The sequence below is a fragment of the Vibrio mediterranei genome, from assembly GCF_013364395.1.
Taxonomy (GTDB): domain Bacteria; phylum Pseudomonadota; class Gammaproteobacteria; order Enterobacterales; family Vibrionaceae; genus Vibrio; species Vibrio mediterranei.
Map to the genome: position 1 here is coordinate 1,428,871 of NZ_JABXGK010000001.1, position 22,534 is coordinate 1,451,404.

At 42.0% G+C, this 22,534-nt stretch carries 20 protein-coding genes; 11 read left to right on the forward strand and 9 right to left on the reverse strand.

Features of this window, described 5'->3' with window-relative positions:
* The 3 genes from HOP38_RS06800 to HOP38_RS06810 form a co-directional block, all read right to left on the reverse strand.
* Entirely contained in the window at positions 1–321 is a 321-nt protein-coding gene (locus tag HOP38_RS06800) for a hypothetical protein (protein ID WP_124941036.1), read from the reverse strand.
* A gap of 213 nt (positions 322–534) precedes the next feature.
* Positions 535–1,335 (reverse strand): SDR family NAD(P)-dependent oxidoreductase, encoded by an 801-nt coding sequence (locus HOP38_RS06805; protein ID WP_198557716.1) that lies wholly within the window; start codon positions 1,333–1,335, stop codon positions 535–537.
* Between the two features lie 313 nt (positions 1,336–1,648).
* On the reverse strand, positions 1,649–2,566 hold the full coding sequence (locus HOP38_RS06810) for a helix-turn-helix domain-containing protein (protein ID WP_124941038.1): 918 nt from the start codon (positions 2,564–2,566) through the stop codon (positions 1,649–1,651).
* A 275-nt stretch (positions 2,567–2,841) separates the two neighbouring features.
* On the opposite strand from HOP38_RS06810, the gene HOP38_RS06815 reads away from it, so the two are divergent.
* The 3 genes from HOP38_RS06815 (at position 2,842) to HOP38_RS06825 (ending at position 5,511) form a co-directional block, all read left to right on the forward strand.
* The gene (locus tag HOP38_RS06815; RefSeq protein WP_198557717.1) at positions 2,842–3,999 is read left to right on the forward strand and encodes an alpha/beta hydrolase; all 1,158 of its coding nucleotides are present in this window, start codon (positions 2,842–2,844) and stop codon (positions 3,997–3,999) included.
* A 141-nt stretch (positions 4,000–4,140) separates the two neighbouring features.
* Entirely contained in the window at positions 4,141–4,545 is a 405-nt protein-coding gene (locus HOP38_RS06820) for a hypothetical protein (RefSeq protein WP_031496773.1), read from the forward strand.
* 39 nt (positions 4,546–4,584) lie between these two features.
* Entirely contained in the window at positions 4,585–5,511 is a 927-nt protein-coding gene (locus HOP38_RS06825; RefSeq protein ID WP_198557718.1) for an alpha/beta hydrolase, read from the forward strand.
* 397 nt (positions 5,512–5,908) lie between these two features.
* Here the strand turns inward: HOP38_RS06825 and HOP38_RS06830 are convergent, their stop codons facing one another.
* On the reverse strand, positions 5,909–7,249 hold the full coding sequence (locus HOP38_RS06830) for a lyase family protein (protein ID WP_198557719.1): 1,341 nt from the start codon (positions 7,247–7,249) through the stop codon (positions 5,909–5,911).
* Positions 7,250–7,292: 43 nt separating this feature from the next.
* Positions 7,293–8,825: an aldehyde dehydrogenase family protein gene (locus HOP38_RS06835; RefSeq protein WP_239919895.1), complete on the reverse strand. Its 1,533-nt coding sequence runs from the start codon at positions 8,823–8,825 to the stop codon at positions 7,293–7,295.
* Between the two features lie 189 nt (positions 8,826–9,014).
* Between HOP38_RS06835 and HOP38_RS06840 the strand changes: the two genes are divergently transcribed.
* From HOP38_RS06840 to HOP38_RS06860, 5 genes are all read left to right on the forward strand, one after another.
* Positions 9,015–9,899, forward strand: coding sequence for a LysR family transcriptional regulator (locus HOP38_RS06840; RefSeq protein WP_124941052.1), 885 nt, complete (start codon positions 9,015–9,017; stop codon positions 9,897–9,899).
* Positions 9,900–10,104: 205 nt separating this feature from the next.
* Positions 10,105–11,124 (forward strand): aldo/keto reductase, encoded by a 1,020-nt coding sequence (locus HOP38_RS06845; RefSeq protein WP_124941053.1) that lies wholly within the window; start codon positions 10,105–10,107, stop codon positions 11,122–11,124.
* Positions 11,125–11,648: 524 nt separating this feature from the next.
* Entirely contained in the window at positions 11,649–12,986 is a 1,338-nt protein-coding gene (gene dddP / locus HOP38_RS06850; RefSeq protein ID WP_124941054.1) for a dimethylsulfonioproprionate lyase DddP, read from the forward strand.
* A gap of 9 nt (positions 12,987–12,995) precedes the next feature.
* Positions 12,996–14,597 (forward strand): BCCT family transporter, encoded by a 1,602-nt coding sequence (locus HOP38_RS06855; RefSeq protein WP_198557720.1) that lies wholly within the window; start codon positions 12,996–12,998, stop codon positions 14,595–14,597.
* A gap of 574 nt (positions 14,598–15,171) precedes the next feature.
* Complete coding sequence (locus tag HOP38_RS06860) at positions 15,172–15,537, forward strand: winged helix-turn-helix transcriptional regulator (protein ID WP_088878038.1); 366 nt, start codon at positions 15,172–15,174, stop codon at positions 15,535–15,537.
* Positions 15,538–15,619: 82 nt separating this feature from the next.
* Here HOP38_RS06860 and HOP38_RS06865 read toward each other — a convergent pair whose 3' ends face one another.
* From HOP38_RS06865 to HOP38_RS06875, 3 genes are all read right to left on the reverse strand, one after another.
* Entirely contained in the window at positions 15,620–16,159 is a 540-nt protein-coding gene (locus HOP38_RS06865) for a redoxin domain-containing protein (RefSeq protein WP_198557721.1), read from the reverse strand.
* Between the two features lie 85 nt (positions 16,160–16,244).
* Complete coding sequence (locus tag HOP38_RS06870; RefSeq protein ID WP_198557722.1) at positions 16,245–16,901, reverse strand: DsbA family oxidoreductase; 657 nt, start codon at positions 16,899–16,901, stop codon at positions 16,245–16,247.
* Between the two features lie 235 nt (positions 16,902–17,136).
* On the reverse strand, positions 17,137–17,721 hold the full coding sequence (locus HOP38_RS06875) for an NAD(P)H-dependent oxidoreductase (RefSeq protein WP_088878035.1): 585 nt from the start codon (positions 17,719–17,721) through the stop codon (positions 17,137–17,139).
* A gap of 1,006 nt (positions 17,722–18,727) precedes the next feature.
* Here HOP38_RS06875 and HOP38_RS06880 point away from each other — a divergent pair.
* On the forward strand, positions 18,728–19,567 hold the full coding sequence (locus tag HOP38_RS06880; protein ID WP_198557723.1) for a class I SAM-dependent methyltransferase: 840 nt from the start codon (positions 18,728–18,730) through the stop codon (positions 19,565–19,567).
* Between the two features lie 257 nt (positions 19,568–19,824).
* Here the strand turns inward: HOP38_RS06880 and HOP38_RS06885 are convergent, their stop codons facing one another.
* Positions 19,825–20,730 carry a helix-turn-helix transcriptional regulator gene (locus HOP38_RS06885; RefSeq protein ID WP_198557724.1) on the reverse strand — a complete coding sequence of 302 codons (906 nt, stop codon included), beginning with the start codon at positions 20,728–20,730 and terminating at the stop codon, positions 19,825–19,827.
* Positions 20,731–21,032: 302 nt separating this feature from the next.
* On the opposite strand from HOP38_RS06885, the gene HOP38_RS06890 reads away from it, so the two are divergent.
* Positions 21,033–21,896: an alpha/beta fold hydrolase gene (locus HOP38_RS06890; protein WP_198558267.1), complete on the forward strand. Its 864-nt coding sequence runs from the start codon at positions 21,033–21,035 to the stop codon at positions 21,894–21,896.
* 11 nt (positions 21,897–21,907) lie between these two features.
* Positions 21,908–22,459 carry a nuclear transport factor 2 family protein gene (locus tag HOP38_RS06895; protein WP_198557725.1) on the forward strand — a complete coding sequence of 184 codons (552 nt, stop codon included), beginning with the start codon at positions 21,908–21,910 and terminating at the stop codon, positions 22,457–22,459.
* Positions 22,460–22,534 lie beyond the last annotated feature (75 nt).

Genomic DNA, 22,534 nt, shown 5'->3' on the forward strand with positions numbered 1-22,534 from the left:
CTAAAAGCAGAACTCAGATGCTGAGGTACAGACACCATAATCTGTCGTAGTTTGTCGTGAAAGCTCTATGTCTTCGACGTGAAACTCACCTTCGACGATTTTAACTTTGATGTCAGATCGACTGTAAAACTCAAATGTGCAGCCAGTAATAACTTCATGGTACATTCCCGATACATCAAACACGTCTTTTTTAATACTTATTCCTTTCAACTTATGAAGCTTGTTGCCATCGTTGAAATATTGAGTACTAAACTGGTTATTCTTCATTGAGGTATGAATATGAAAAACCTCTTTAAAAGAATCAATGGTAAATATAATCATAGTTTTTATTTTGGGTTTGAACGGAGCGGGAAGGTTATAGGAATCAGTTGGTTACCACAGTCGAGGTTTTGTCATGGTTTTGTCAAGAATTGCGATAATGGCTAGGTCTATTACTCTATTTTTATAGTTGCTGCCTATCCTGAATATTAATAATAGAAAAGGTTAACCTTTCGACACGATATTGTTGGCTAACCTTTTTATTCCTATATGAGTCTATCTAGCAGATAACATTTCAATAACGGATAATACTTGTTCAGTTTTCGTTTCATTTAATGCATCAGGATGCGGTGCGGCAAAGTTTTCTAAATCATTATCAAAATACTTGCCATGTGCATGCGCGAATTCATCGGACAGCGATGCTCGAACTAGAATATCAGCACCGAGAGCTAAGTCATTTCCTGCAATACCATATGCATCTTTCACCATTTTACTTCCCAAAAATGACTTCGGATTAACAGACACAATCATTGGTCCTGTTTGCCCATAGCGTAATCCCAACGCGCGAGACCACATAGTAAGAGCGAGTTTACTTTGCGCGTATGCATCTGAATCACCGAGTGGCTTGTTTCCTCGCAATGCATCCAAGTTGACAGTGGCTTGTGCTGCCGAAGATAAGTTAACCACACGTCCGTTAGCAGCAAGCAATGGAATTAAAGCCTGTGTAAGACGATAAGGGGCAATAGTATTGACGACAAAACGAATGTCGAGATTATCTTCAGTCTTAGTTGCGGGAGCTGTAAATACGCCGGCATTATTAATGAGGACATCGATTTGAGAGAATCGCTGAGAAACCTCATCAGCCATTTTGTTTATTTGGTTGAGATCAGATAAATCAGCAATGATCGTTTCTACTTTCGCATCTGAATTCAATTCCAGTAACTGATCAACGACGCCTGAAACTTTGGCTGGCGTTCGACCGTGAATGATAACTGTATGATTTAGCTTTATTAAATCCTTGGCAGTTGCTAACCCAATACCATCGGTTGCTCCAGTAATTAAGATCACTTTGCTCATTCTAAGCTCCTAGTTATTCAATAGATTTTTATCTGAATAACAACAGATAAATTCTTGTCATGGACTGGCACATAACAACAAACTGCCCAATCGATTTGGTCACTGTAATGTTAGCCGGACTCTTCGACAAGTCACCTTGTTAAGGAAATACTTTATAGATTTTGTTGATAATAGATGGAAACAATAAAGAGTTCTTAGTGCTTTTAAGCTATATCAGCCAATCACCTATCGTGGTTTTGTGAAAGATTAACGAGTTTATGTCCCTTTTCGTGTTTCGTATCTACCTTAGGACATTCGTCATCCAAAATTCCGATTAATGACGAATGTTCTCTGCTCGATATTCAGATGGTGTCATTCCTACTTTGTTTTTGAATAAACGCGAAAAATACTGTGGATATTCAAAGCCAAGACTATATGCAATAGTCGCGACAGAATCCTTACTTGAAAGCAAGCGATCCTTTGACTTTTCAATCAAAGCGTAATGAATCCAGTCTTTGGTTGTCTTTCCGGTTTCTGCCTTGAGGGCATCACTTAAGTAGCGACTCGTCATATTCATATCTCGCGCCATATCTTCAACTTCAGGAATAGTTTCCGATTGACTAACAACAGCTTCTAATCGAGCCTCCAATAGATTTGAAAACCTATCGTATACCGATGTATCTGTTTCTTTGCGCATCAAGAACTGTCGGTGATAGTAACGATTGGCATACATCAATAACGTACTGATTTGCGAGAGAATTAGGTCTTTACTGAAGGCATCTAAGCAATTGCTGTTTTCAATCTCAAGCGTATCAAACATATTTGCCATATGTCGCTCTTCCTTTGGAGAAAGGTGCAGCGCTTCATTGACGGAATAATTGAAGAACTGATATTGCTTCAGTTCATCTTGTAGTTTGTGGCCACGAATGTAGTCCGGATGGAAACAGATAGTTCGAGCTACTGCATCAACTTTAATCCCACTTGCTGATACTTCTTGATTAGGTGCAAAAAACAGCATAGTACCATTCGAGCAGTCGTACTTTGTGCGGCCATACATGAGTTCACCAGAAATAATGTGTTTGAGCGATATCGAATAGAAACTGGTGGATAGCGCCAACTCTTGTTCACAATTTAGCTGGTTATCATCATTGTTTGAGCTCATTTTTATTACATCAACAAGAGGGTGCTCTGGTGGACGTAAACCAAGTGCTGCATTTTGTTCTGCAATCGTTTCAAAGTGGAATTTTTTCATTATTGAACCTCATGGTGTAACGCAATGCTGGCATCAGTCATAAACAATAGCCGACGATAACGTTGATCATTGCGCTAACTACTATGCGTCAGTCTAAGCAGAAATACAGTATATAAAACTCCTTAATATGTATACAAAACAACGAAATGATCAATTTCGGGGATTTGTATACAACTCTCGTGGTTTTGTGCACTGCTTAAATTATAGCCACCACTTATTATGACCTTCTAATCGACGGAGCAATTGCGCTCTGACAAGAGAGGTTTTCCAAAGGTATGTCTGCAAATCTATACAAGTTGCTGTTACTTAGCGTTGTTTTTTCATTAGCCGGTTGTATTTCTGGTTCTTCAACTTCGCTAAGTCAGTCACAGGATTATTACGATTATATTCAGCCGTCATTTTCCGATTATTTAATGGTGACAGAGAAGTGGCTAGCGGAAAATCGTAGTTACATCAGTGATGACCACGATAAGGAAATTACTATGAACATGCCATTCGAATTGACACCGAAACACAAGACAAACAAGGCCGTTTTACTGGTACACGGTTTGGGTGATTCACCATATAGCTTTTCGGACATTGCTCCTTCGTTGCGTGTGCAAGGGTTTCATGTGGAAGTGTTGCTACTTCCAGGTCATGGGAGCAAGCCAAGTGACTTAACCCTGCCAAGCTATAACGATTGGCAAACTATCGTTGATCATTACGCTGGTTTATTGAAACAACAATACGAAGAGGTCTGGTTGGGCGGTTTTTCTACAGGAGGCAACCTCGTCACAATTCATGCTATCGAAAATGGAGGTATTGATGGCTTGTTACTGTTCTCTCCAGGCTTTCAGTCTCAAACGCCATATCTTGAAAAGTTAGCACCTATCGCTTCCATCTTTTTTGATGGCTACACCACTGATGAGGACAACTTTACTCGCTATAACTCTGCACCGCTAAATGGAGCAATAGCATACTCACAAAGTGCAGCAAAGCTAAGAGAGTTATTGAAAGAGAATCAAGTGGAGATCCCCACTCTAATTGTGTTGAGTGAGGCGGACAGTATTATCGACCCAGAAGCGGTAAATGCTCTATATCAACAACGCTTTACACATCCGAGTAATCAACTGCTTTGGTATGGTGAGTCTAATATTGGGCAGGAAACCGTGACGGTATCGAGTATGAAGTTGGATGGGTTGAGGATTAGTACGGCATCTCACATGAGTCCTTTATTTGCTCCAAGCAATGCTTATTACGGACAAGATGCAACCTACACGATGTGTATGAATAGCATGGACAGTGACGCGGTAGCCTATTGCGAGAAAGGAGGTGAAGTGTGGTTGTCGGCTTGGGGTTATGAAGAGGAGGGTAAGGTGCATGCTCGATTGACTTGGAACCCATACTATCAAAGCCTTGAGAAGGCTATGCTCGAAGTAGCAAGTGCTCAATAATAACACTTCCCGCATCACCAGATGTATTAACTCTGCCTCGTCATTCTGTATACAAGTCTTGCAGTTTTGTGCACTGCTATATCGAAGCGTACCACCTAAGATAGCCTTATCAATTACCAGACAGCTTATGAGGTGATAACTATGCGACAAAAGGAAGAACAATTAAGTCAATTGATTCAAGCCGTTGACAGGAAAAAAGTTCATCAGATTAGATGTGGCGATCACCGTTTTATAGATATCACCATTGTACAAACCGATGGCCGTTTTTTTGTCAGACAGTATAAGTTCAACGAGCGAAGTTGGTATGACGCATTTATCAATAATCCAAGCTTGGACGGCGAACCCAATGGAGCGATGAGAGTCGGTGACCTAGAGGTGTTAGTCAATGGCAAAGTTCCTAATGACCTATCGATGGTGACGTCCCGAGTCAACTCAGCTTATCGGAAGTTATTGGGGCTTCTATATCCAATAATGCGTCTAACGTTTGACACAAAAAAGCACGAAGCGGCAACACTAGAATTAATTCCAGTGTTTGAAAGCGAATAATGCAAATTCAATAAAGTAGCAGAAACAAAAGGTAGGAATATGAATATTAAACAAGTAACTTTCAAATCATTTGGTGTAGATCTGGTTGGTAATCTCTATGTACCTGCGGGATTTGACGTAAACAAGAAGTACAAAGCTATCCTAGGTGCAAGCCCGTTTCCACAAGTGAAAGAGCAAGTGCTAGCAACTTATGGTGCTGAAATGGCAGAGCGTGGTTTTATCTTCCTTGCATTTGATTACCTAGGTATGGGTGACTCTCCGTCACTTCCTGGTGAGTATATGCAGTCTCGTTACATGTTCCGTTTAATAGAAAATACGTGGGATGCGGTTTCATTCTTAAGCTCGCTACCATATGTCGATGAAATCTACGGTCTGGGTGTCTGTCAGGGCGGTTCAATTATGGCTTCTTCAGCGGTGACGGACCATCGTATTAAAAAGATGGCGCTTGTTTCAGGCATGATGGCAGCGGATGCATTCCAATGGACAGATAAAGCAACCGTTCATCAAATGATTGCAGCTGCAAACGATTCTAAGCAGAAAATGTTTGAAACCGGTAAAGCTGCCTATGTGGCCCCATTTGGCTTAAATGACGAACAGTCAAAAGAGGAGTTTGTTGGAGAAGCTGCCTTTCCGGAAATGGCAGGTGAAACATATGATTACTATGGTCGTGATGGCTATCGAGGTCCTGTAGCAGTCGAGAATTTCACCAACATACATGTGGCAGATCAACCAATGCAATCCTTATTCTCTCTTTGTGAGCACTACGCTGACAAAATAGTACAGCCAACGCTAGTTGTTTATGGTCAGGATGCGCCAACCGCAATTTGCTCAACAGCGTTTATTGAAAAGTTAACCAATGAGCATGAAGTACTGGCTTTAGGTAAGTTTAGCCACGTTGATTTTTACTACAAACCAGAAGCAGTAACGCTTTCAGCAAATGCAGTGGCTAGTTTTTTTAACAAATAATCACTCAAGAAAGCGCTTTATTATTCTTATACTAGAACGCTTCCTTAACGCTTCCTTGACGCTTCCTTAACGCTTCCTTAACGCTGAGATAAGTGCTTGAACAGCGATAAAACGGGGCTCAATTAACAACTCGATAGAGCCTTACATTAACCCCATTTGTCCAGAGTCTTCACAGTTGGCACTTTTGGAACTCAAAAGTGCCCCATTACAAGCTACATAACTTTCGTGTGATGCTTTGCAGATAGGTACTTGGCCTATTTATTCTAATCTGAATAATGTCTACAGAACTGTCACTAGTAGGTGGAGTGACATCAAAAGATTAGAGCACGCTTTAATAGACTGGGTGCCACAATCTAGCATTCCGGTTACAGTATTATTTGCTATTAATGAGTAGAGGTCACCGCTTGAGTATCTCTTGTAACGTCTCTTTTAATTCAGTCGAGTTTTTTGCCTCTTTAACATGGTCTAAAGTCGCTTTGTATCCAATCTTAGACTTAACCCGTACGACGAGTGGCACTAAGGCAGACTCATTACGAGATTGTGTCTCTGAATTGACTTCTATCCCGAGAATACACTTCTCAGTTAGTACTGAAATTCCTTTCTCTAGGTGATCTATCGCATCTAATAGATTGATAATCAGTAGCATTCCCCACGGGTTATAATCTAACTCTCCATGGATATGTGCTTGTTTAGATGAGTAACAATGCCCTTGTGCTTGCATAGCAGACTGAATGGCAAACTCGGGAATCGTAGGGTTTACTTTCCCAGGCATAGCACTTGAACCAGCCTGTACTGCTGGAAGCGTAATTTCCGATAAACCGCCCTCTGGACCGGAAGACATCAGACGCAGGTCTTTCGCGATCTTGATAATAAAGCCCGCTAAGTTCTCCACTTGGCTCACGCAATTAGTTTGAGCATCGAATGATTGGCTGGATTGAAACAAGTTATCGTTCTTGCGAAGCTCTATACCGGTAACGTCTGAAAGTACTGAGATGCAACGCTCGGCATAAGCTGTTGAACAGTCACCACTTCGACCAATAATATTACCGCTTAAATTAACAGCCTGAAGGTCATTGCGACACGCTTTAAGGTGCATTTGATAGGTGTGTAGTGATGCTAAGTAACCGCTCCAGAATTGTTTAAACTCAATCGTGACAGCATCCTGCATACAGGTTCTGGCGAGTTTAGAACTGTCGCTGTGATTCGCTATTAAATACTCAAGCGCGTATATCAAGCGCTCGATGGTTATATCTAAGCGGTCAAGGGCTTCAATCGCAGCCAAGTGACTTGCGGTTTGCAAGCAGTCGCTCGTTGAATGATTCATGTTAATGGTATCATTCGGATGAGCGGGAGAATAAGTGCCGTAGGGCTGGGCATAATAACTGTGATTGACAATGTTCGCGACGACTTCATTGACATTCATATTAACGGAAATCCCACCACCACCGTGAAATGCGTGAACGGGGAATAGCTCCCTTTGGTAGTTTTCTAATATGGACTGACAGGTGTTTTCAACGTTCAATGAAAGTACTGGATCCATTTCTCCTATTTCCCTGTTTACACGAGCAGAAGCTAATTTGATACGTAAAACAGCGTTGATAAGTGAAGCGTAGTCGCCAAGTGTTTTTTGATTGTCTACGGGGTACAGATATAGAGCTCGCTGTGTTTGAGCACCATAAGGGAGTAACGCCGGAATTTTCACTTCACCAATATTATCGACTTCGATTCTGTATTGCATGATTTTCCTTAATTGGGCGGATAGGACCGCCCAACATATTTGATTAGCTTTCGCCGTAGTAGACCCAAATACTCTTAGTCTTTGTGTAAGAAGATAGCGAATGAATGGCCATTTCTTTACCCCAGCCACTTTGTTTAAAGCCTCCAAATGGGCTGGCAAGTCCATAGCAACCATATTTGTTTACAAACACCATACCAGCATCAATCTGATCAACCATTCGATGTGCGCGAGTCACATTGGATGTGTATATACCTGCTGCAAGTCCATATTCCGTGTTGTTAGCTATTCTAACGGCGTCTTCTTCACTTTTGAATTTGATACAAGAAAGCACTGGCCCAAAGATCTCTTCACGAGCTATACGGGCATCTTCAGGTACTTCTGAGAAAATCGTTGGTCGCACAAAGTAACCATTATCATTCCCATTTGATGTATCTCGCGTACCACCAGCAACCAGTTTCGCTTCGGTTTTACCTATCTCAATGTAAGACATGATTTTATTGAACTGCGCTTCATTACATTGAGGCCCTTGTTCACTTTCAGGATCTAACGGATCACCACACTTAACAGCCTCTGCTTTCGCAATCAGTTTCTCGAGAACATAGTCATAAATTCCTTCTTGAATTAAGAATCGTGTTGGTTCGGAGCACTTTTCACCTTTGTGAGAGAACATAACAGTAAAGGCACGATCAATAGCTGCATCCAAGTTTTCAGTATCCTCAAAGAAGATACAAGGAGACTTACCGCCAAGCTCAAGCGTGACTGATTTCATGTTTGATTGGCCGCTATTCTCAATAATTTTGCGTCCAATTGGTGTACTGCCCGTAAAGGAAACTTTTTGCACATTATTGCTGACTGTTAGTTGATTTGAAGCCGCTCCATCAGCAATTACTAAGTTTAAAACACCGTCTGGAATATCAACGTTTTCAACAATTTTTTCTATCAAATATAAGGAGGTCAAAGGTGTAAACTCGGATGGTTTAAGAATAACCGTATTCCCCATAGCTAAAGCCGGAGCAATTTTCAACGCGGCCTGATAAAGAGGAAAGTTCCAAGGTGCGATAAGCGCACATACGCCAACCGGTTCTTTATTCGTGAAGTTAAGGTACTCAGGGTCGACAGGTGACGTTTCGCCATAAAACTTGTCAGTCCAACCTGCATAGTACTCAAAGATATCAGCACAAGTTGGGATATCATCTGCCAACGACTCTGTTAAAAGTTTCCCGTTTGGTAGCGTCTCTAGCACCGCTAAGACTTCAGTATGATCACGAATAACTTGAGCAATATCGCGAAGAACTTTAGCTCGTTCAGTCCTACTCACTTTACTCCATACACCAGATTGGTGAGCTTGTGAGGCAACAGCCGTCGCTTCTTCAACTAACTGCTCATCAGCTAAAGGGATGTTACACAACACATCTCTATTGCTAGGGTTGGTAACCATCCAATTATTCTCTAAGTTGCCGAGAACCCATTGGCCACCAATAAATTGCTTTTTATCTTTGCTTAGCCACTCTTTAGCTGTAGTGATCGCTAAATTGTATTGAGTATCCATATTTTCTCCAAACTGCGCATTTGTCATTGTGGTCAGTCCTTAAAAATTTACAGATGTCACAATTTCACAACAACCGAATAAAAGTAATTAACATATGAAATTTAATCATTAGAATTCAGAAAAATCTATAAAAGCGCGCTATTGCGGAAGTTAATGTGAAACGCAGTGACTGAGTTTTAGTTCTAGGTCGCTGTATTTGTGACTAGGAGCAAGATAATGAGACAGCTACCCTCGCTTAATGCAGTTCGAGTATTTGAAGTTGCAGGCACCCACTTGAGTTTCACCGCTGCGGCAAACATCTTAAATGTTACACAGGGGGCGGTTAGCAAACAGATAAAGCAACTTGAGGAGTATTTAGGTGTACCGCTTTTCAAACGCACATCTACTCGAGGGCTTCTTGAGTTAACTCCGATTGGCGAGCAAGTTCTCGACACAATTTCTCGTTCTCTTTCTGAGGTTGAGAAAGGATTAGAGGTCATACGAAACCCCAATCTCCAACAGCGATTAGTTGTCCTAGCCCCTCCAACATTTACCAGTCGTTGGTTGAGTGCTCACCTCGTTAACTTTGCAAAAGTATTTCCTCAGTATGACTTACAGATCTATAGCAAACGAGAACAAAGTACCCTATACGATATTGAAATCCTCTTTGATGAAGTCAGTGAGTTCTATGCAAAAGACAACTTGTTGTTTAAAGAAAAATACGTAGCAGTCTGCAATCAAGATCTTGTTACCGAGAGCATGAATATTGAGGCGCATACACATAAGATGCTCCATATTCGCCACCACGGCCATAACCTCCCAGCATGGAAAGACTGGCTTGAATCAGCAAATATCCAATTGGCAGAGGGACACCGAAAAGGGATTTCGATGAGTACTCAAGAGCAGGTGATAAATACAGCTATCGCTGGGGGCGGGTTCGCGGTTGTAGATCTCAATATGGTCTATCACTCACTTAAAAAACAAGAGCTCATTCAGTTCCACCCTCTACAATGCCGCAGTCGCTATGGGTACTTCATTCATGTCCCGACTCCCAAAGTCGGTACGAGTAAAGTTGAAGCATTTGTGTCCTGGTTGAAAGAAGAGTGTCTTAGCGTGTCTTAGCTTCAATTTTTCAAATAACCCCTATTGAAGGCAAAAATATAACCAATTGTTTTTTAAGGTTTTAAATTCACATTGCATGCGGTAATGAACTAAACTCATACAAGCCTAACTTATATTCACTCGTGTTTTGTTGGCTTTTGAATCTAAATACTCAGGTCAACAAACAAAAATTAAACATTTCGTTTACATAATGCGAGAGGTGAATATGGAATACGTACAACTAGGTAACTCTGGCCTCAAGGTGTCTCGTTTGTGCCTTGGAACGATGAACATGGGTTCTAAAGAATGGAAGCCTTGGATCTTTAATGAGAAAGAGAGCGAACCAATCATTCGTCATGCTATCGACCATGGTGTTAACTTTATCGACCTAGCAGACTTTTACTCATATGGGGCAGGTGAAGAAGTCGTTTGTAATGTTCTCAATCGCATTGGACAACGTGACAAACTGATTGTAACAACTAAAGTTGGCTACCAAATGAATGATGACATCAACGCACAAGGCCATTCTCGCCAGCATATAATGAACTCCATTGATGCATCGCTAAAGCGTATGAAGATGGACTATGTAGATATTTACATGCTTCATTTCTTTGATGTAAACACCCCTATAGAAGAAACAATGTGCGCGCTGAATGATATCGTTCGATCAGGCAAAGCTCGCTATATTGGTGTTTCAACCATGTATACATGGCAGCTCGCTAAGATCATCCAGGTATGTGATCAAAACGGTTGGGTAAAACCTATCAACATGCAACTACAATATAATTGTGCCTACCGAGAAGAAGAGAGAGAGATGATTCCATATTGCCAAGACCAAGGCATCGGAGTGTCGGTATTTAGTCCTCTTGCTCGGGGTATTCTCACTAATGATCTGCAGTCTAACCGAAACAAAACCGATTTCTTTACTGCCGAAATGTATAACGACAAGGCTTCATTAGATATTTCTACTTCTGTTGCCCGCGTAGCCCAGAGGCACAACGTAGCCCCCGCTCAGGTAGCACAAGCTTGGGTACTATCTAAACAATACGTTTCCTCGATGTTAGTTGGTGCTGATACACCTGAACAATTCAATAGCGCTCTAGCTGCGTTGGAAATGAATCTAGATCAAGATGATATATTTGAGTTAGAACGAAATTATACGCCTTGCGACATAATCAACGATTACACCGCAGGAAATCGTATACCTCGAGAGGCTCGCCTTCCCAAAGGTATTTACGCTGAATAAATGGCATATAATTCAAACTGTATTCAAATGGCACTTAACGTGCCATTTTTTGTATTTTTAATTTGAAAACCCCATCTATAACTGTCAGCTTCCTGAATGACGCCAGTCATACTTAACACTTTTTGACCCCTTCCGGATATAGTCAACAGTTAGCTCAACTATCTCCATCTACTTCTATTGCTAACCCAAGGGTTTTACAAGCCACTGGTTTTACAAAATCAACCTAACTTACTGATACCTAGAATGATATTGGCTTTTACGCACGTCAGGCAATTAAACTTAGCTCACAGAACTAAAAGTAAACCTTTCAAAATGCAACACTAAATTAACAACGCGTTATTGATGGCTATCACTATTGGCATATAGACATTCAAGCTCAACTTAATCTAACCGATTGTTTAATCAGAGGATTCATTACCCAGCGAATTTTGTTCTTAGGTATGAGACTTTATTTCCATCAATCACCAATAACATTGCTGTAACATTAAACCCAGTTAATACGGTGGTTTATTAAGGGAAATAAAATGACAAACCAATTTGTACTTGGCTCCAATCGAAAAATAGATCCGTCACGTCGACGTGCCGCACAATTAAAACCAGATGGAAGCGTGAACGACAATGATAGAGTCGAGATAGGGCCTACTGCTCTTGCATTCCAAGAGTGGGCAGACCTAGGTCTCACTCCACCAAATCTGCATAAAATGCGAGAGTATCGATTAAAACGCATTGTAGACCAATTGCAAGCCCGTGACTTGGCAGGGGTGTTGTTATTTGATCCTTTGAATATTCGATATGCAACAGATTCGACCAACATGCAGCTTTGGATTGCACACAACCACGCTCGTGCTTGTTTTGTATCTGCAGAGGGCTACATGATTCTTTGGGATTTCCATAACTGTGACCATTTATCTGCACACCTACCGCTTGTGAAAGAAGTACGTAATGGAGCGTCATTCTTCTACTTCGAAACTGGAAATCGAACCAATGAACACGCCCATCATTTTGCAAAAGAGATTGCTGACATCGTTAAGCGTCACGGTGGTGGGAGCAATCGTATCGCTGTAGACAAGATCGAGATTGTTGGTTTGCGTGAGCTCGATAAGCAAGGCCTCGATATCTTTGATGGCCAAGAAGTGATGGAACTAGCTAGAGCAGTCAAAAACACTGATGAGATCAACGCAATGCGCTGTTCGATTGCTTCGACAGAGATTGCAATGAAAAAAATGCAAGAGGCAACTGTTCCTGGCGTCACTGAAAACGATATTTGGTCGGTGTTACATGCAGAAAACATTAAGCGCGGTGGTGAATGGATAGAGTGTCGAATCCTGTCTTCAGGACCTCGTACAAACCCATGGTTCCAAGAGTGCGGTCCTCGCGTAGTTAAAGAAGGAGAGCTGTTAGCTTTTGATACTGACCTCATTGGTCCTTATGGATTCTGTGCAGACCTATCACGCACGTGGCTAATCGGTGATGTAGAAGCGACCGAAGAACAGAGACATTTATACCGCGTGGCCTATGAACATATCCAACACAATATGGAAATACTAAAGCCAGGTATGACATTCGAAGAAGTAACACGCTCTGGCCTTTTACTTCCTGAAAAATACCGACCACAACGCTATGGAGTAATGATGCACGGTGTCGGTTTATGCGATGAGTACCCTTCAATACGATATCCAGAAGATCTAGAAGGTCATGGGTATGACGGTGTATTGGAGCCAGGCATGGCACTTTGTGTTGAGGCATATGTTGGCGCTGTTGGCGGCAAAGAAGGGGTCAAATTGGAAGACCAAGTCATTATCACAGAAGATGGGTTTGAAAACCTAACGAACTACCCATTTGAAAAAGAGTTATTAAAGTAGGAGCAGCACATGACATCCGTACCTAAAAACACTCATAAATTACTAGTAAGCGCGGGAGCTGGGATAATTTTAACTCTGTGCTTTGTCTATGTATTACTTGCTCCAGAAGCAAGCACTGACATGTTCTCAAATCTGAAAAACTACATCGCGCATAAGTTTGCCTGGTTTTATATGGGCAGTGTCGCATTGTTTATCTCTATCTTAATTTTTAGTGCATGTAGCCGTGTTGGAGATTTAAGGCTCGGTAAAGATAATGAGAGACCTGAATTTTCAGGGTTTGCATGGGGTTCGATGCTCTTTAGCACAGGGATGGGCATTGGGCTTGTTTTTTTCGGCGTCGCTGAGCCTGTCATGCATTATATGAACCCTCCTATCGTTGAGGCACAGAGTGATGTAGCAGTGAGAGATGCAATGAACATTACTTTCTTTCATTGGGGCATCAATGCATGGGCTATTTACACTATTGTAGCTCTTGTTATTTCTTACGCAGCGTATCGTAAAGGCCGTCCACTAGAAATGCGAAGCGCATTTTATCCAATATTTGGTGACCGAATCAATGGACCTTTAGGAGTAGCTATTGATGTCTTTGCTGTACTTGCAACAGTGGTTGGTATTGTGACTCCCCTAGGTTTTGGCGTGCAACAAATTAATACTGGCTTAAATTATGTACTAGGCGTGGAGATTAGCACAGGCAATCAAATTGTCTTGATTGCAATTATTGGAATAACGACATGTATTTCACTGGTGCTTGGCCTAAAGAAAGGGATAAAAGCGCTATCACTCATTAACATCTGCGTCGCAATTGGACTAATGACGTATGTATTTTTAGCCTCTAATACTACCTTCATCCTCAACTCAACAGTTGAAAATATCGGCAACTATTTGGCGAGCTTTGTACCCCTGTCTTTTGATACTTACGCTTATACTAACCCAGATTGGTTTTATGGTTGGACACTATTTTACTGGGCTTGGTGGATTGCTTTCGCTGCGCCAACGGGGTTGTTTATTGCTCGAATTTCACGTGGCAGAACAATACGAGAGTTTGTGGTAGGTGTACTTGTTATACCAGTGGGTTTTTCTTTCGCATGGCTAACAATATTCGGTAATAGTGCGTTGGACCTTATTCATAACCAAGGTATCGAGGAGTTAAGTGCGGCAGTGATGACCAACTCCTCGTCGGCATTATTTAAGTTCTTTGAGTTGGTATCTGATTGGAGTCTACCTAGTTACTTAGCTCTATTCAGTATTTTCGTATTCTTTATAACGACTTCTGATTCGGGCACGCTTGTTATCAATACATTGACATCAAAGGATGAAGATAATGCTCCGATTTCACAACGTATTGGCTGGGTAATTGCAATTTCTGGTATCACTAGCTTGTTATTAATGAGTGGAGGCATGACCGCTATTCAATCGCTACTCGTTATTATGGGGTGCCCTTTCGCCATTATGGTAACGATGATGAGTTATGGGTTTATGAAGTCTGTGTATGTTGAAGTCTATTCACCCGCTACCAAAACCCGAGGAGCCGAATTGGATGAAGTAATTAGAAAAGCAGAACAAACAGAGATTGAATATAGGAAAGCTCAATTCATCCATGGTGGTAAGTAATCATATTGAGTTAGATTACGAAAAATCAATAATATAGACGATTCACTGACTATACAGCTCTCCTCACTTTCAAGTTCCTCCTTAGAGCTACTTTTGAGTAGGAGAGCACTCAAAAGTCCACACTTCCCTTATATATATGTATAAAAGGTTGGATACCGGTTTAAGTGTCTTTCCATACACAGAGTTATCAATGATTTGCTAAATTAAAATAGTCACTGACTCACTTTTGTCCAGAGGTGTGCTGACGGAGTACGCAACACAAAACTGCTCCAATACAAGTTATAGACATGTGTTGTGACGAGAAAAGTTAGTCGAAATGGCCAAAAAAACTAGCTGTACAGTCAGTCTATGGAGACTTTTATATTAGTTGTTACAGCTCATTATCAACTAGGTTACTAAAAGTATACTGATTGTATTCAATCTCTAGGTAACTAAAATATACCGTAAGGCGCTCGCCATTAGGTGCCTACTCTTATACTTATTCGATGTGCGTATTCAATAACTACGAGTGACGTTTTTATTATCAATGCTGATAAATTACATTACTTAGTTTCTCAAAATGACGTGGGGCTGTATGAAAGCGAAAGTTGAAGTTGACCCAAAAGGGCGTAAGAGCGTCGTTGATGCCTGTACTCAGCCTTGTGCGATCGAAAAAGGTATGAGGATTTTGGGTTCAAAATGGAAGGGATCGATTATCTACCATCTAAAAGATGGTCCAGTGAGATTCAATGACCTTTCAAGAATGTTGGGCGGTGCTAGCAAGAAGATGGTCGATCAGCGTCTAAAAGAGCTAGAAAGTGAAAACATGGTTATACGCCGTGTGCTCAATGAAAAACCACTGGCAGTCAGCTACGAACTTACCGAGTTTGGGCGCAGTGCTTTAACAATTCTCGATGAGTTGAGAAAATGGTCTGAAAGCAACAATATACAGCTAAGATAGCGAGAGCTACATTTATCTAACTCCCTCTTTAACGTAGCAAGGCAACCAATATGGTTGCCTTGTAGTATTTCGAACTGGCGATTCAGTAGTCTAGTGTGCCACGGATAGGGTAGTGGTTCTCTGGGTTACGAATCCATGCCAAACCTCGGGTCAGTGCACCGAGCTCAGGTCTAACAAATGGGTTATTGGATATGTCTACCACGTGTAGGTTGCCGTGTTCATTGACGACAAACAACCCCGGCTCTGCAAAGTTATGGTCGGTTTCAGCTTCGGAGCGTGGTAGTGATATATAAAGCCCCAGAGTCTTCATTTGTTGCTCCGTAAGACTATAGGCGATAGGAAAACTGATATCGAGCTTTTCTAGGTGTTGCTCCAATTGTTGCTTTGAGTCACCAGAGACTGCCAAAATATCAACACCTGACTCACTAAATGCTTGTTTATAGGTCTCAATTTCATTCAAATATTTGGTGCAAAGTGGACAATGTTTACCACGATAGACAAACACCGCTTGCCATGTTGCATCACCTTGAGGTTGACCTAACTTGACTTTGGTTCCATCAAGCTTTGTTGCCTCTAATATAGGAAAAGCGTCACCCGCTTTTAGTTTTTGTGAGTATGTCATCTGGGCTCCTGAGATTGAAGTCACAACTAGTTAGAAAAAGATAGGATACTAAGAAATAAGTTGCAACCAGTATACTTTTAGTAACCTAGCGTTGATTCGCCTGAGCTATTAACTCAGCTAAGATCTGTTTGTAACTTTCCACTGGGTGCGCGCCAGAAAAACCATGTTCTCCATTGAAAATCACCGTTGGAACACTCGATACGCCCATTTTTTGCCATTGTTTCTCTGTACTACGTACTGAGCTTCGTCGCTGCACATCATCTAGCCAACGCATTCCTTCTTCGGGTTCAAGACCTACAGAAATTAGCTCTTGCTTAAGAATCTCACGGTCAGAGACGTCTTTCTGCTCACTGAAGAATGCGGTAAATAAACGTAATTTTAGCTCAGTCTGCTTGCCCAAACTCTTGGCGTAATCAAGCAAAAGGTGTGCGTCAAAAGTGTTCACCATTTTCATTTCATCAAAGTAGTTAAACTTGAAGCCATGCTCTGCCCCAATACTGGCGATACGGATGCGCGCGTTCTTACTTTCCTCTGCGCTACTGCCATATTTACGAGCAACGTGATCTCGAAGGTTTTCACCTTCAGCAGGCATATCAGGGTTCAATTCAAAAGGCTGCCACTCAATCTCGATGCTATCTTCAATGCCAAGCTGTTTGATAGCTGCTTTTAAATGGTTGTATCCGATGATGCACCATGGACAGACAACATCACTAATAATGTCGAGCTTAATTGTATTATTCATATGAGTTTCCCACTCAAAGCACTGTACTCACGCGGCAAACAGTGCTTTTATTTGCGTTTGCTATCTTTAACTGAGTTTAACGTTCGCTAGGGTGCGTCCACGCAAACTTCTAGAATGGCGCATCCGGCTGAGTGTGCGCCAATGCGTTAGTGAAGTTTGAGATAAGCTAAGCAGCCAGGCCAGTCAGCACTTCCAGCGCTTGACGTTTAGTAAATCCAGTGCTCATGACTACCTCTTAGAAGTATGCGTCTAGGTGCGATTCAAAGCGAGCAAAGTCGTTCTCAATGTCTGCGTTTTTCATCACGTCGTAGCAAGCAAACGTTGGCAGTGCAGTCATGCCAAAGAAGCGGAAGTTTGCGTGCATGTGGAACATCAAATCATCCACACCGCGACCTTGGAATAAGTATTCGCTATCATCATTAAATGACTCCTCTGGTGCATTGAATGTGAAAGAAAGCATGTATTTGGTATTGGTTCGAGTGCCGCCTGTTCCATAATTTTTCTTTGGTTCTTCTGGTGTTCTGCCATCAAAGGCACAGAGTGCGCCTCCCATACCCGCAGTGAATACTTCATCCATGTATTTCTTGAAAGACCATGGGATGGTCATCCAGTTGACAGGTGACTGTAGGATCACTCGATCTGCCCATTCAAAGTTCGCCAGTTGCTCGTCAACGACGATGTCATCTTGCATTGTCACTACGCGAACTTCGTGACCCTTTGATTCTAACTGGGTACGAGCTTTCTCAACTAAAGCCGCATTGAGTTTGCCTTCAGAAAATGGAGATGGTTCGTGTGCGTTAATGATTAGAACGTTACTCATGATATTAACCCTTCAATATTTGGATGTTTACCGAGCGAATAATGATTTCGCTGTCTTGTGGTTTATTATGGTTACCTACATTTCTAGTGCAATTAGTTAACTTTTAGTAACCACCATAAAGATCGAATTGAATGTTCTTAAGTGTATGTTTTACGGTACTTTTATTTTTTTCATTGGAGTGGGCGTGTGGGTTGATAGACGGTTAAAGGTTACCAAAAATAAACTAGTTGAAATTATTGGTGGTGCTACCATACTGAACAGAACATGCGGCTTAGCGCACAGTGATCTTGCAAAGGACGTAACTATATGGATTTATTCAAGAAACATCCATTGTGGCGCAAACCCAAGCCCCATCAAGATGCGGAGACCAGCAGCGATCATGTGCACTGGATAGGGTTTTTCACGACTTGGCTCATGTCTTATCGATTTTCGTGCTGGGAAATTACTTGAGTCCTCACCTTGGTTTTACCGAATTCGCCGTTTTTACGCTGCTATTTATGGTGACTTGGTTTGTATGGCTTGACATCAGCCTTTTTAACTTGATTTATATCAGCACTACTAAAACAGCAAGCGGAAAGAAATGATTAGTCTGCTATTTTGCGACTATACTTTTTATTATTCATGAGTTTTAAATAGGCAATTTTCCGTAACTTATTTTTGCCCAGAACCATGATAGCTAACACTTTGTAATTGAGAAGTGCCTTTCTTCAGCCTTATTACAATACCACTACCAATCCGTTTAGAGCTCGTTTGGGAGTTTATCCAAATCGTATGTGTCATAGTCGTCAGACCTTACCAGATTCTGTTTTTTCTCCAAATTCCCTCTTTGTTGCTTGTCTTTGTAAGAGCTGATAACTTGTCGGCGAATTAAACTCATTACTAAGGAGGCACCAGCAATGACTTATTTTATACAAACAATATCTATCAAGCGTCCTTACGGTATTCAACGAAATAACTTCAGCTGAAAGTAAGGACGATAAATCTAACTTATTGTCGGAACTAAAAAATGTACAATAAAATCGACGAGGCTAGTGCAAAGCCTGTTGTATGGTCTGCATATACTGCTGATGTATTGTGGACTGATAGTCATATCGCAAAGCAGATGCTGGCATTTCATCTAAACCCAGAACTTAGCCTTGCATCTCGTACTGCGGAGTTTATTGATGCGTCTACTAGCTGGCTAGTTTCTGAGTTTAGCCTAAGTGCAGATTCTAAGACCATTGACTTCGGTTGTGGGCCTGGCCTATATACCCAGCGCTTAAAATCCAAAGGTGTTGGTACCGTTGTTGGTCTGGATTTTTCACATAATTCGCTTGAATACGCTAGAAGCCAAGCCAAGAAATCACAGCTTGATATCGAGTATCACTATGGGAATTATCTTGAGTACGGTGATGTTCGCAAATTCGACTTGATCACTCTGGTGATGTGTGACCTTTGCGCTCTAAATCCAGATCAGCGTGCGACCTTATTAGGTAAGTTCAAATCCCTGTTAGCGCCTAGTGGTTCGATTGCACTGGATGTTTACACTACGACTCGCTTTGCAGCTCAAACTGAATCTAGAAACCTTGAGAAGAACGCTATGGGTGGTTTCTGGAGCGCAGATAATTACTGGTGTTTGCAATCAAATTTCAAATACGAAACTGAGATGGTGACCCTAGACAAATACGTCATCTTCGAAGATGCGCGAGAGTGGACAGTGTATAACTGGCTACAGCACTTCAACTTGGAAATGCTAGCCAGTGAACTAGGGCCACACGGCTTAGAGATCAAAGCGAAATATAGCGATCTCAAAGGAAGCGTCTTTGCGGATGGTGATGAGATGGCACTGGTTATCGGCCACAAGTAACTAGAACTAGATGGGGCGAGAAATCGCTCCATTTTTTTACTTAGCGTAAGAGCAAACTCAGTTTCTTCACTTAACAGCCAAATAATAGGCCATTAAAGAATTTAAACGGATTGGGCTAGCTAGATGTATTTTGGTCGAGCTGTTGCAGTACGGGAAGCAGTCCGAAATCTCAGAATGGTTTTATGACTCTCAACTCATTTATGCCTAAGAAGCTATGACGGGCATGAAGTCCGAAAGTGATTTTTTCCAATTAACTATCAGTTTTCATTGTTTTTTATGTATTGCCCCGGTGTGATGCCGAAATGGTTTTTGAACGCACGAGTAAAGTGGGATTGGTCATTAAAGCCAAGCTCGTGTGCCGTTAAAGCTATATTTACTGGAGCAGAGGAGAGTGCCACTCGTGCTTGCTCCAAACGCTTATTCATCAGGTATTGATAAGGTGTTACACCGATGAGCTTTTTGAACTCTCTCAGGAAATAAAACTTACTACAACCGAGCAATTCTGCTAAATCATCGACCGCTATGTTGTTGCCCATGTTTTCTTCGATGTATTGGTCAATCTTACTAACTTGGTGTTGGTCGAACTTAGAGGCAGCAAGTTGGTTGTTCTTAAGGTCAAAGTAGTTGGAATAGTTTTGGATGTAGTGGGTTGCAAGCAACGAAACCAGGTTATTGAGGTAGACTTTGCCATTTCGCCCTTTGCCTTTTGCTTCTAACATAAACAGTTCAATGATGCCCTTAATGGTTTCATCCAACACATTGTAGTTGTTCAAAAATTGCAGCTCAATTCCGTCTAAATTTAGCGGGCAATGTGAGAAAAACTCCTGCTCTTCAATCGCTAAGATGACGAAGTAGCAAGGCTCTGCCACATCATGGGTAAACGGAGTTTTTGGCGGGTTGATCCAGATGTTGCCCGGGCTGGTTTTTAGATCGGCGAACGTACCATCTTTTTCGACGCTCCAATTCAAATCTTTTTCTAGTGCCAGTGCAAAGTAGAAGTAGGGTGTGTAGACATTCTTCGGATAGAAATAAGGGGACGTGCCCTTTTCTACCAATACGCCCGACCAATCTAATCCATGGTTTGAAAACTCAATATCCAGCACGTCGCCACAGCTTGATAGCACATTAGATTCAGAGTCATAAAACTTAAGCTCGGACTTCATTTTCTTTCCTTTGTTGTCATTCACTTGCTCGCTGAAGTTAGCGGAGTTTTGTACATTTCGTCAACTTTTAGAGCGGGCAATAAAGTACAAAAACTTGGGCAGGAATGTTCAATCTTCTCTAGCGTCACAGCGCTAATCTATACCCAAGTTAGCCGGACGCTTCAGGCAAAACATAAGACAGAGAGGATGCCATGTTAAAGAAATCGCTTTTACTACTAGTAAGCAGTTTGCCGTTTACCACCTTTGCTCACTCAGTTTCTGCAGATGATAACAACACTAACCTAGCTATAGAGGACACCACCATGAAACACATCGAACTTAATACTCAAGTTGGTCAACTAGCTGCAAACCTTTACCTACCAAAAGGTGCGGATAATGCCCCAGTAGTTATCGTAACGGGTGCGTGGACAACGGTGAAAGAGCAGATGCCAGCGGTTTACGCTCAAGCATTAGCAGAGCGAGGATATGCGGCATTGACGTTTGATTTCCGTGGTTGGGGTGAAAGTAAAGACCAGGTGATGTACCTAGAAGATCCTTCACGTAAAACAGCGGACATTCGCGCAGTGATTGAAGCAGTGAGTCAGTTAGACGACATTGATGCATCACGCATTGGTGGCCTGGGTATTTGTGCGTCGGCGGGTTACATGTTGGATGCGGTTGCTGGTAATGCCAAAGTAAACGCAGCAGCAGTGGTTGCTCCTTGGTTGCACGACAAAGCGATGGCGACTGAAATTTATGGCGGAGAAGAAAGCGCGAAAAACCTACTCGTAGCAGCGGAAGAAGCAGCGCGTTCAGCGACTCCGGTTTACATAGAAGCGGCAAGCACAACCAACGAGAGTGCACTGATGTATCAAGCACCTTACTACACCGAAGTCGATCGTGGATTGATTCCTGAATATGACAACCAATACAACGTTGCATCATGGACTGGCTGGTTGAACTACGATGCTCAAGCAAGCGCAGCAACGCAAGATAAACCAGTTCTTATGGTGGCCTCTGAAGCCATGGCTCTGCCTGCAGGTGCGCATCGTTACACAGAGAGTGCTGGTAGCAACGTTAACGCAGTATGGTTATACGACATTAACCAGTTCGATTTTTACGACCAACCAGAAGCGGTAAAACTGGCTGTCGATGAAGTGGTAGAGCACTTCGAAGCGAACCTATAAGGAGTCGTGTCATGAAACTTAAACAACTGTGGTTACTGTTTATCGGGGTGATTACCATGAATGTGAATGCTCAAACCATGCCTTTGGACGAAGCGAAAATTCGTAGCAACATTAACAGCTTCTCGGCTTTGGCAGACCAGGGTGCATTTGAATACTTAGGTCGATTATTCGCTCCAGAATTGACGGTGGATTACACCACACTGTTTGGTGGAGAGGCTCAACTAGTCAAACGCCAAGACTTGATCAAGCAATGGGCAGGGTTCCTTCCCGGGTTTGATACAACATTCCATGACTTGAGCAATTTAAACGTCTTTATTGATGGCGATAAAGCGAATGCGACAGTGGACTTCACAGCAAGTCATTGGCTCGGTGCAGTAGGTTTTTGGGCGGTTTCAGGTGAATACGAGTTTGAGTTGCAACGGGCAAGCGATAACTGGCAAATCACCTCAGTGAAATTGAATCGAAAAGCAGAGCAAGGTAGTCGAGATATCTTGGCAGAGGCGCCTAACTATGCAGCGCAAAACTTAAAATCTCGCGAAGCGCTTAAAGTGATATACCAATAAATACGTCAGAGCAATATTGCCTAGCAAGTGGATACTTGGTCGTTTGCTAGAGCTTGCTCTGCCTAGATTTTAGGT

Bases quoted from the DNA above. Each gene is read 5' to 3' on its own strand.
- HOP38_RS06800 (WP_124941036.1), bottom strand. From the start codon at position 321: ATGATTATATTTACCATTGATTCTTTTAAAGAGGTTTTTCATATTCAT.
- HOP38_RS06805 (WP_198557716.1), bottom strand. From the start codon at position 1,335: ATGAGCAAAGTGATCTTAATTACTGGAGCAACCGATGGTATTGGGTTA.
- HOP38_RS06810 (WP_124941038.1), bottom strand. From the start codon at position 2,566: ATGAAAAAATTCCACTTTGAAACGATTGCAGAACAAAATGCAGCACTT.
- HOP38_RS06815 (WP_198557717.1), top strand. From the start codon at position 2,842: ATGTCTGCAAATCTATACAAGTTGCTGTTACTTAGCGTTGTTTTTTCA.
- HOP38_RS06820 (WP_031496773.1), top strand. From the start codon at position 4,141: ATGCGACAAAAGGAAGAACAATTAAGTCAATTGATTCAAGCCGTTGAC.
- HOP38_RS06825 (WP_198557718.1), top strand. From the start codon at position 4,585: ATGAATATTAAACAAGTAACTTTCAAATCATTTGGTGTAGATCTGGTT.
- HOP38_RS06830 (WP_198557719.1), bottom strand. From the start codon at position 7,249: ATGCAATACAGAATCGAAGTCGATAATATTGGTGAAGTGAAAATTCCG.
- HOP38_RS06835 (WP_239919895.1), bottom strand. From the start codon at position 8,825: ATGACAAATGCGCAGTTTGGAGAAAATATGGATACTCAATACAATTTA.
- HOP38_RS06840 (WP_124941052.1), top strand. From the start codon at position 9,015: ATGAGACAGCTACCCTCGCTTAATGCAGTTCGAGTATTTGAAGTTGCA.
- HOP38_RS06845 (WP_124941053.1), top strand. From the start codon at position 10,105: ATGGAATACGTACAACTAGGTAACTCTGGCCTCAAGGTGTCTCGTTTG.
- dddP (WP_124941054.1), top strand. From the start codon at position 11,649: ATGACAAACCAATTTGTACTTGGCTCCAATCGAAAAATAGATCCGTCA.
- HOP38_RS06855 (WP_198557720.1), top strand. From the start codon at position 12,996: ATGACATCCGTACCTAAAAACACTCATAAATTACTAGTAAGCGCGGGA.
- HOP38_RS06860 (WP_088878038.1), top strand. From the start codon at position 15,172: ATGAAAGCGAAAGTTGAAGTTGACCCAAAAGGGCGTAAGAGCGTCGTT.
- HOP38_RS06865 (WP_198557721.1), bottom strand. From the start codon at position 16,159: ATGACATACTCACAAAAACTAAAAGCGGGTGACGCTTTTCCTATATTA.
- HOP38_RS06870 (WP_198557722.1), bottom strand. From the start codon at position 16,901: ATGAATAATACAATTAAGCTCGACATTATTAGTGATGTTGTCTGTCCA.
- HOP38_RS06875 (WP_088878035.1), bottom strand. From the start codon at position 17,721: ATGAGTAACGTTCTAATCATTAACGCACACGAACCATCTCCATTTTCT.
- HOP38_RS06880 (WP_198557723.1), top strand. From the start codon at position 18,728: ATGTACAATAAAATCGACGAGGCTAGTGCAAAGCCTGTTGTATGGTCT.
- HOP38_RS06885 (WP_198557724.1), bottom strand. From the start codon at position 20,730: ATGAAGTCCGAGCTTAAGTTTTATGACTCTGAATCTAATGTGCTATCA.
- HOP38_RS06890 (WP_198558267.1), top strand. From the start codon at position 21,033: ATGAAACACATCGAACTTAATACTCAAGTTGGTCAACTAGCTGCAAAC.
- HOP38_RS06895 (WP_198557725.1), top strand. From the start codon at position 21,908: ATGAAACTTAAACAACTGTGGTTACTGTTTATCGGGGTGATTACCATG.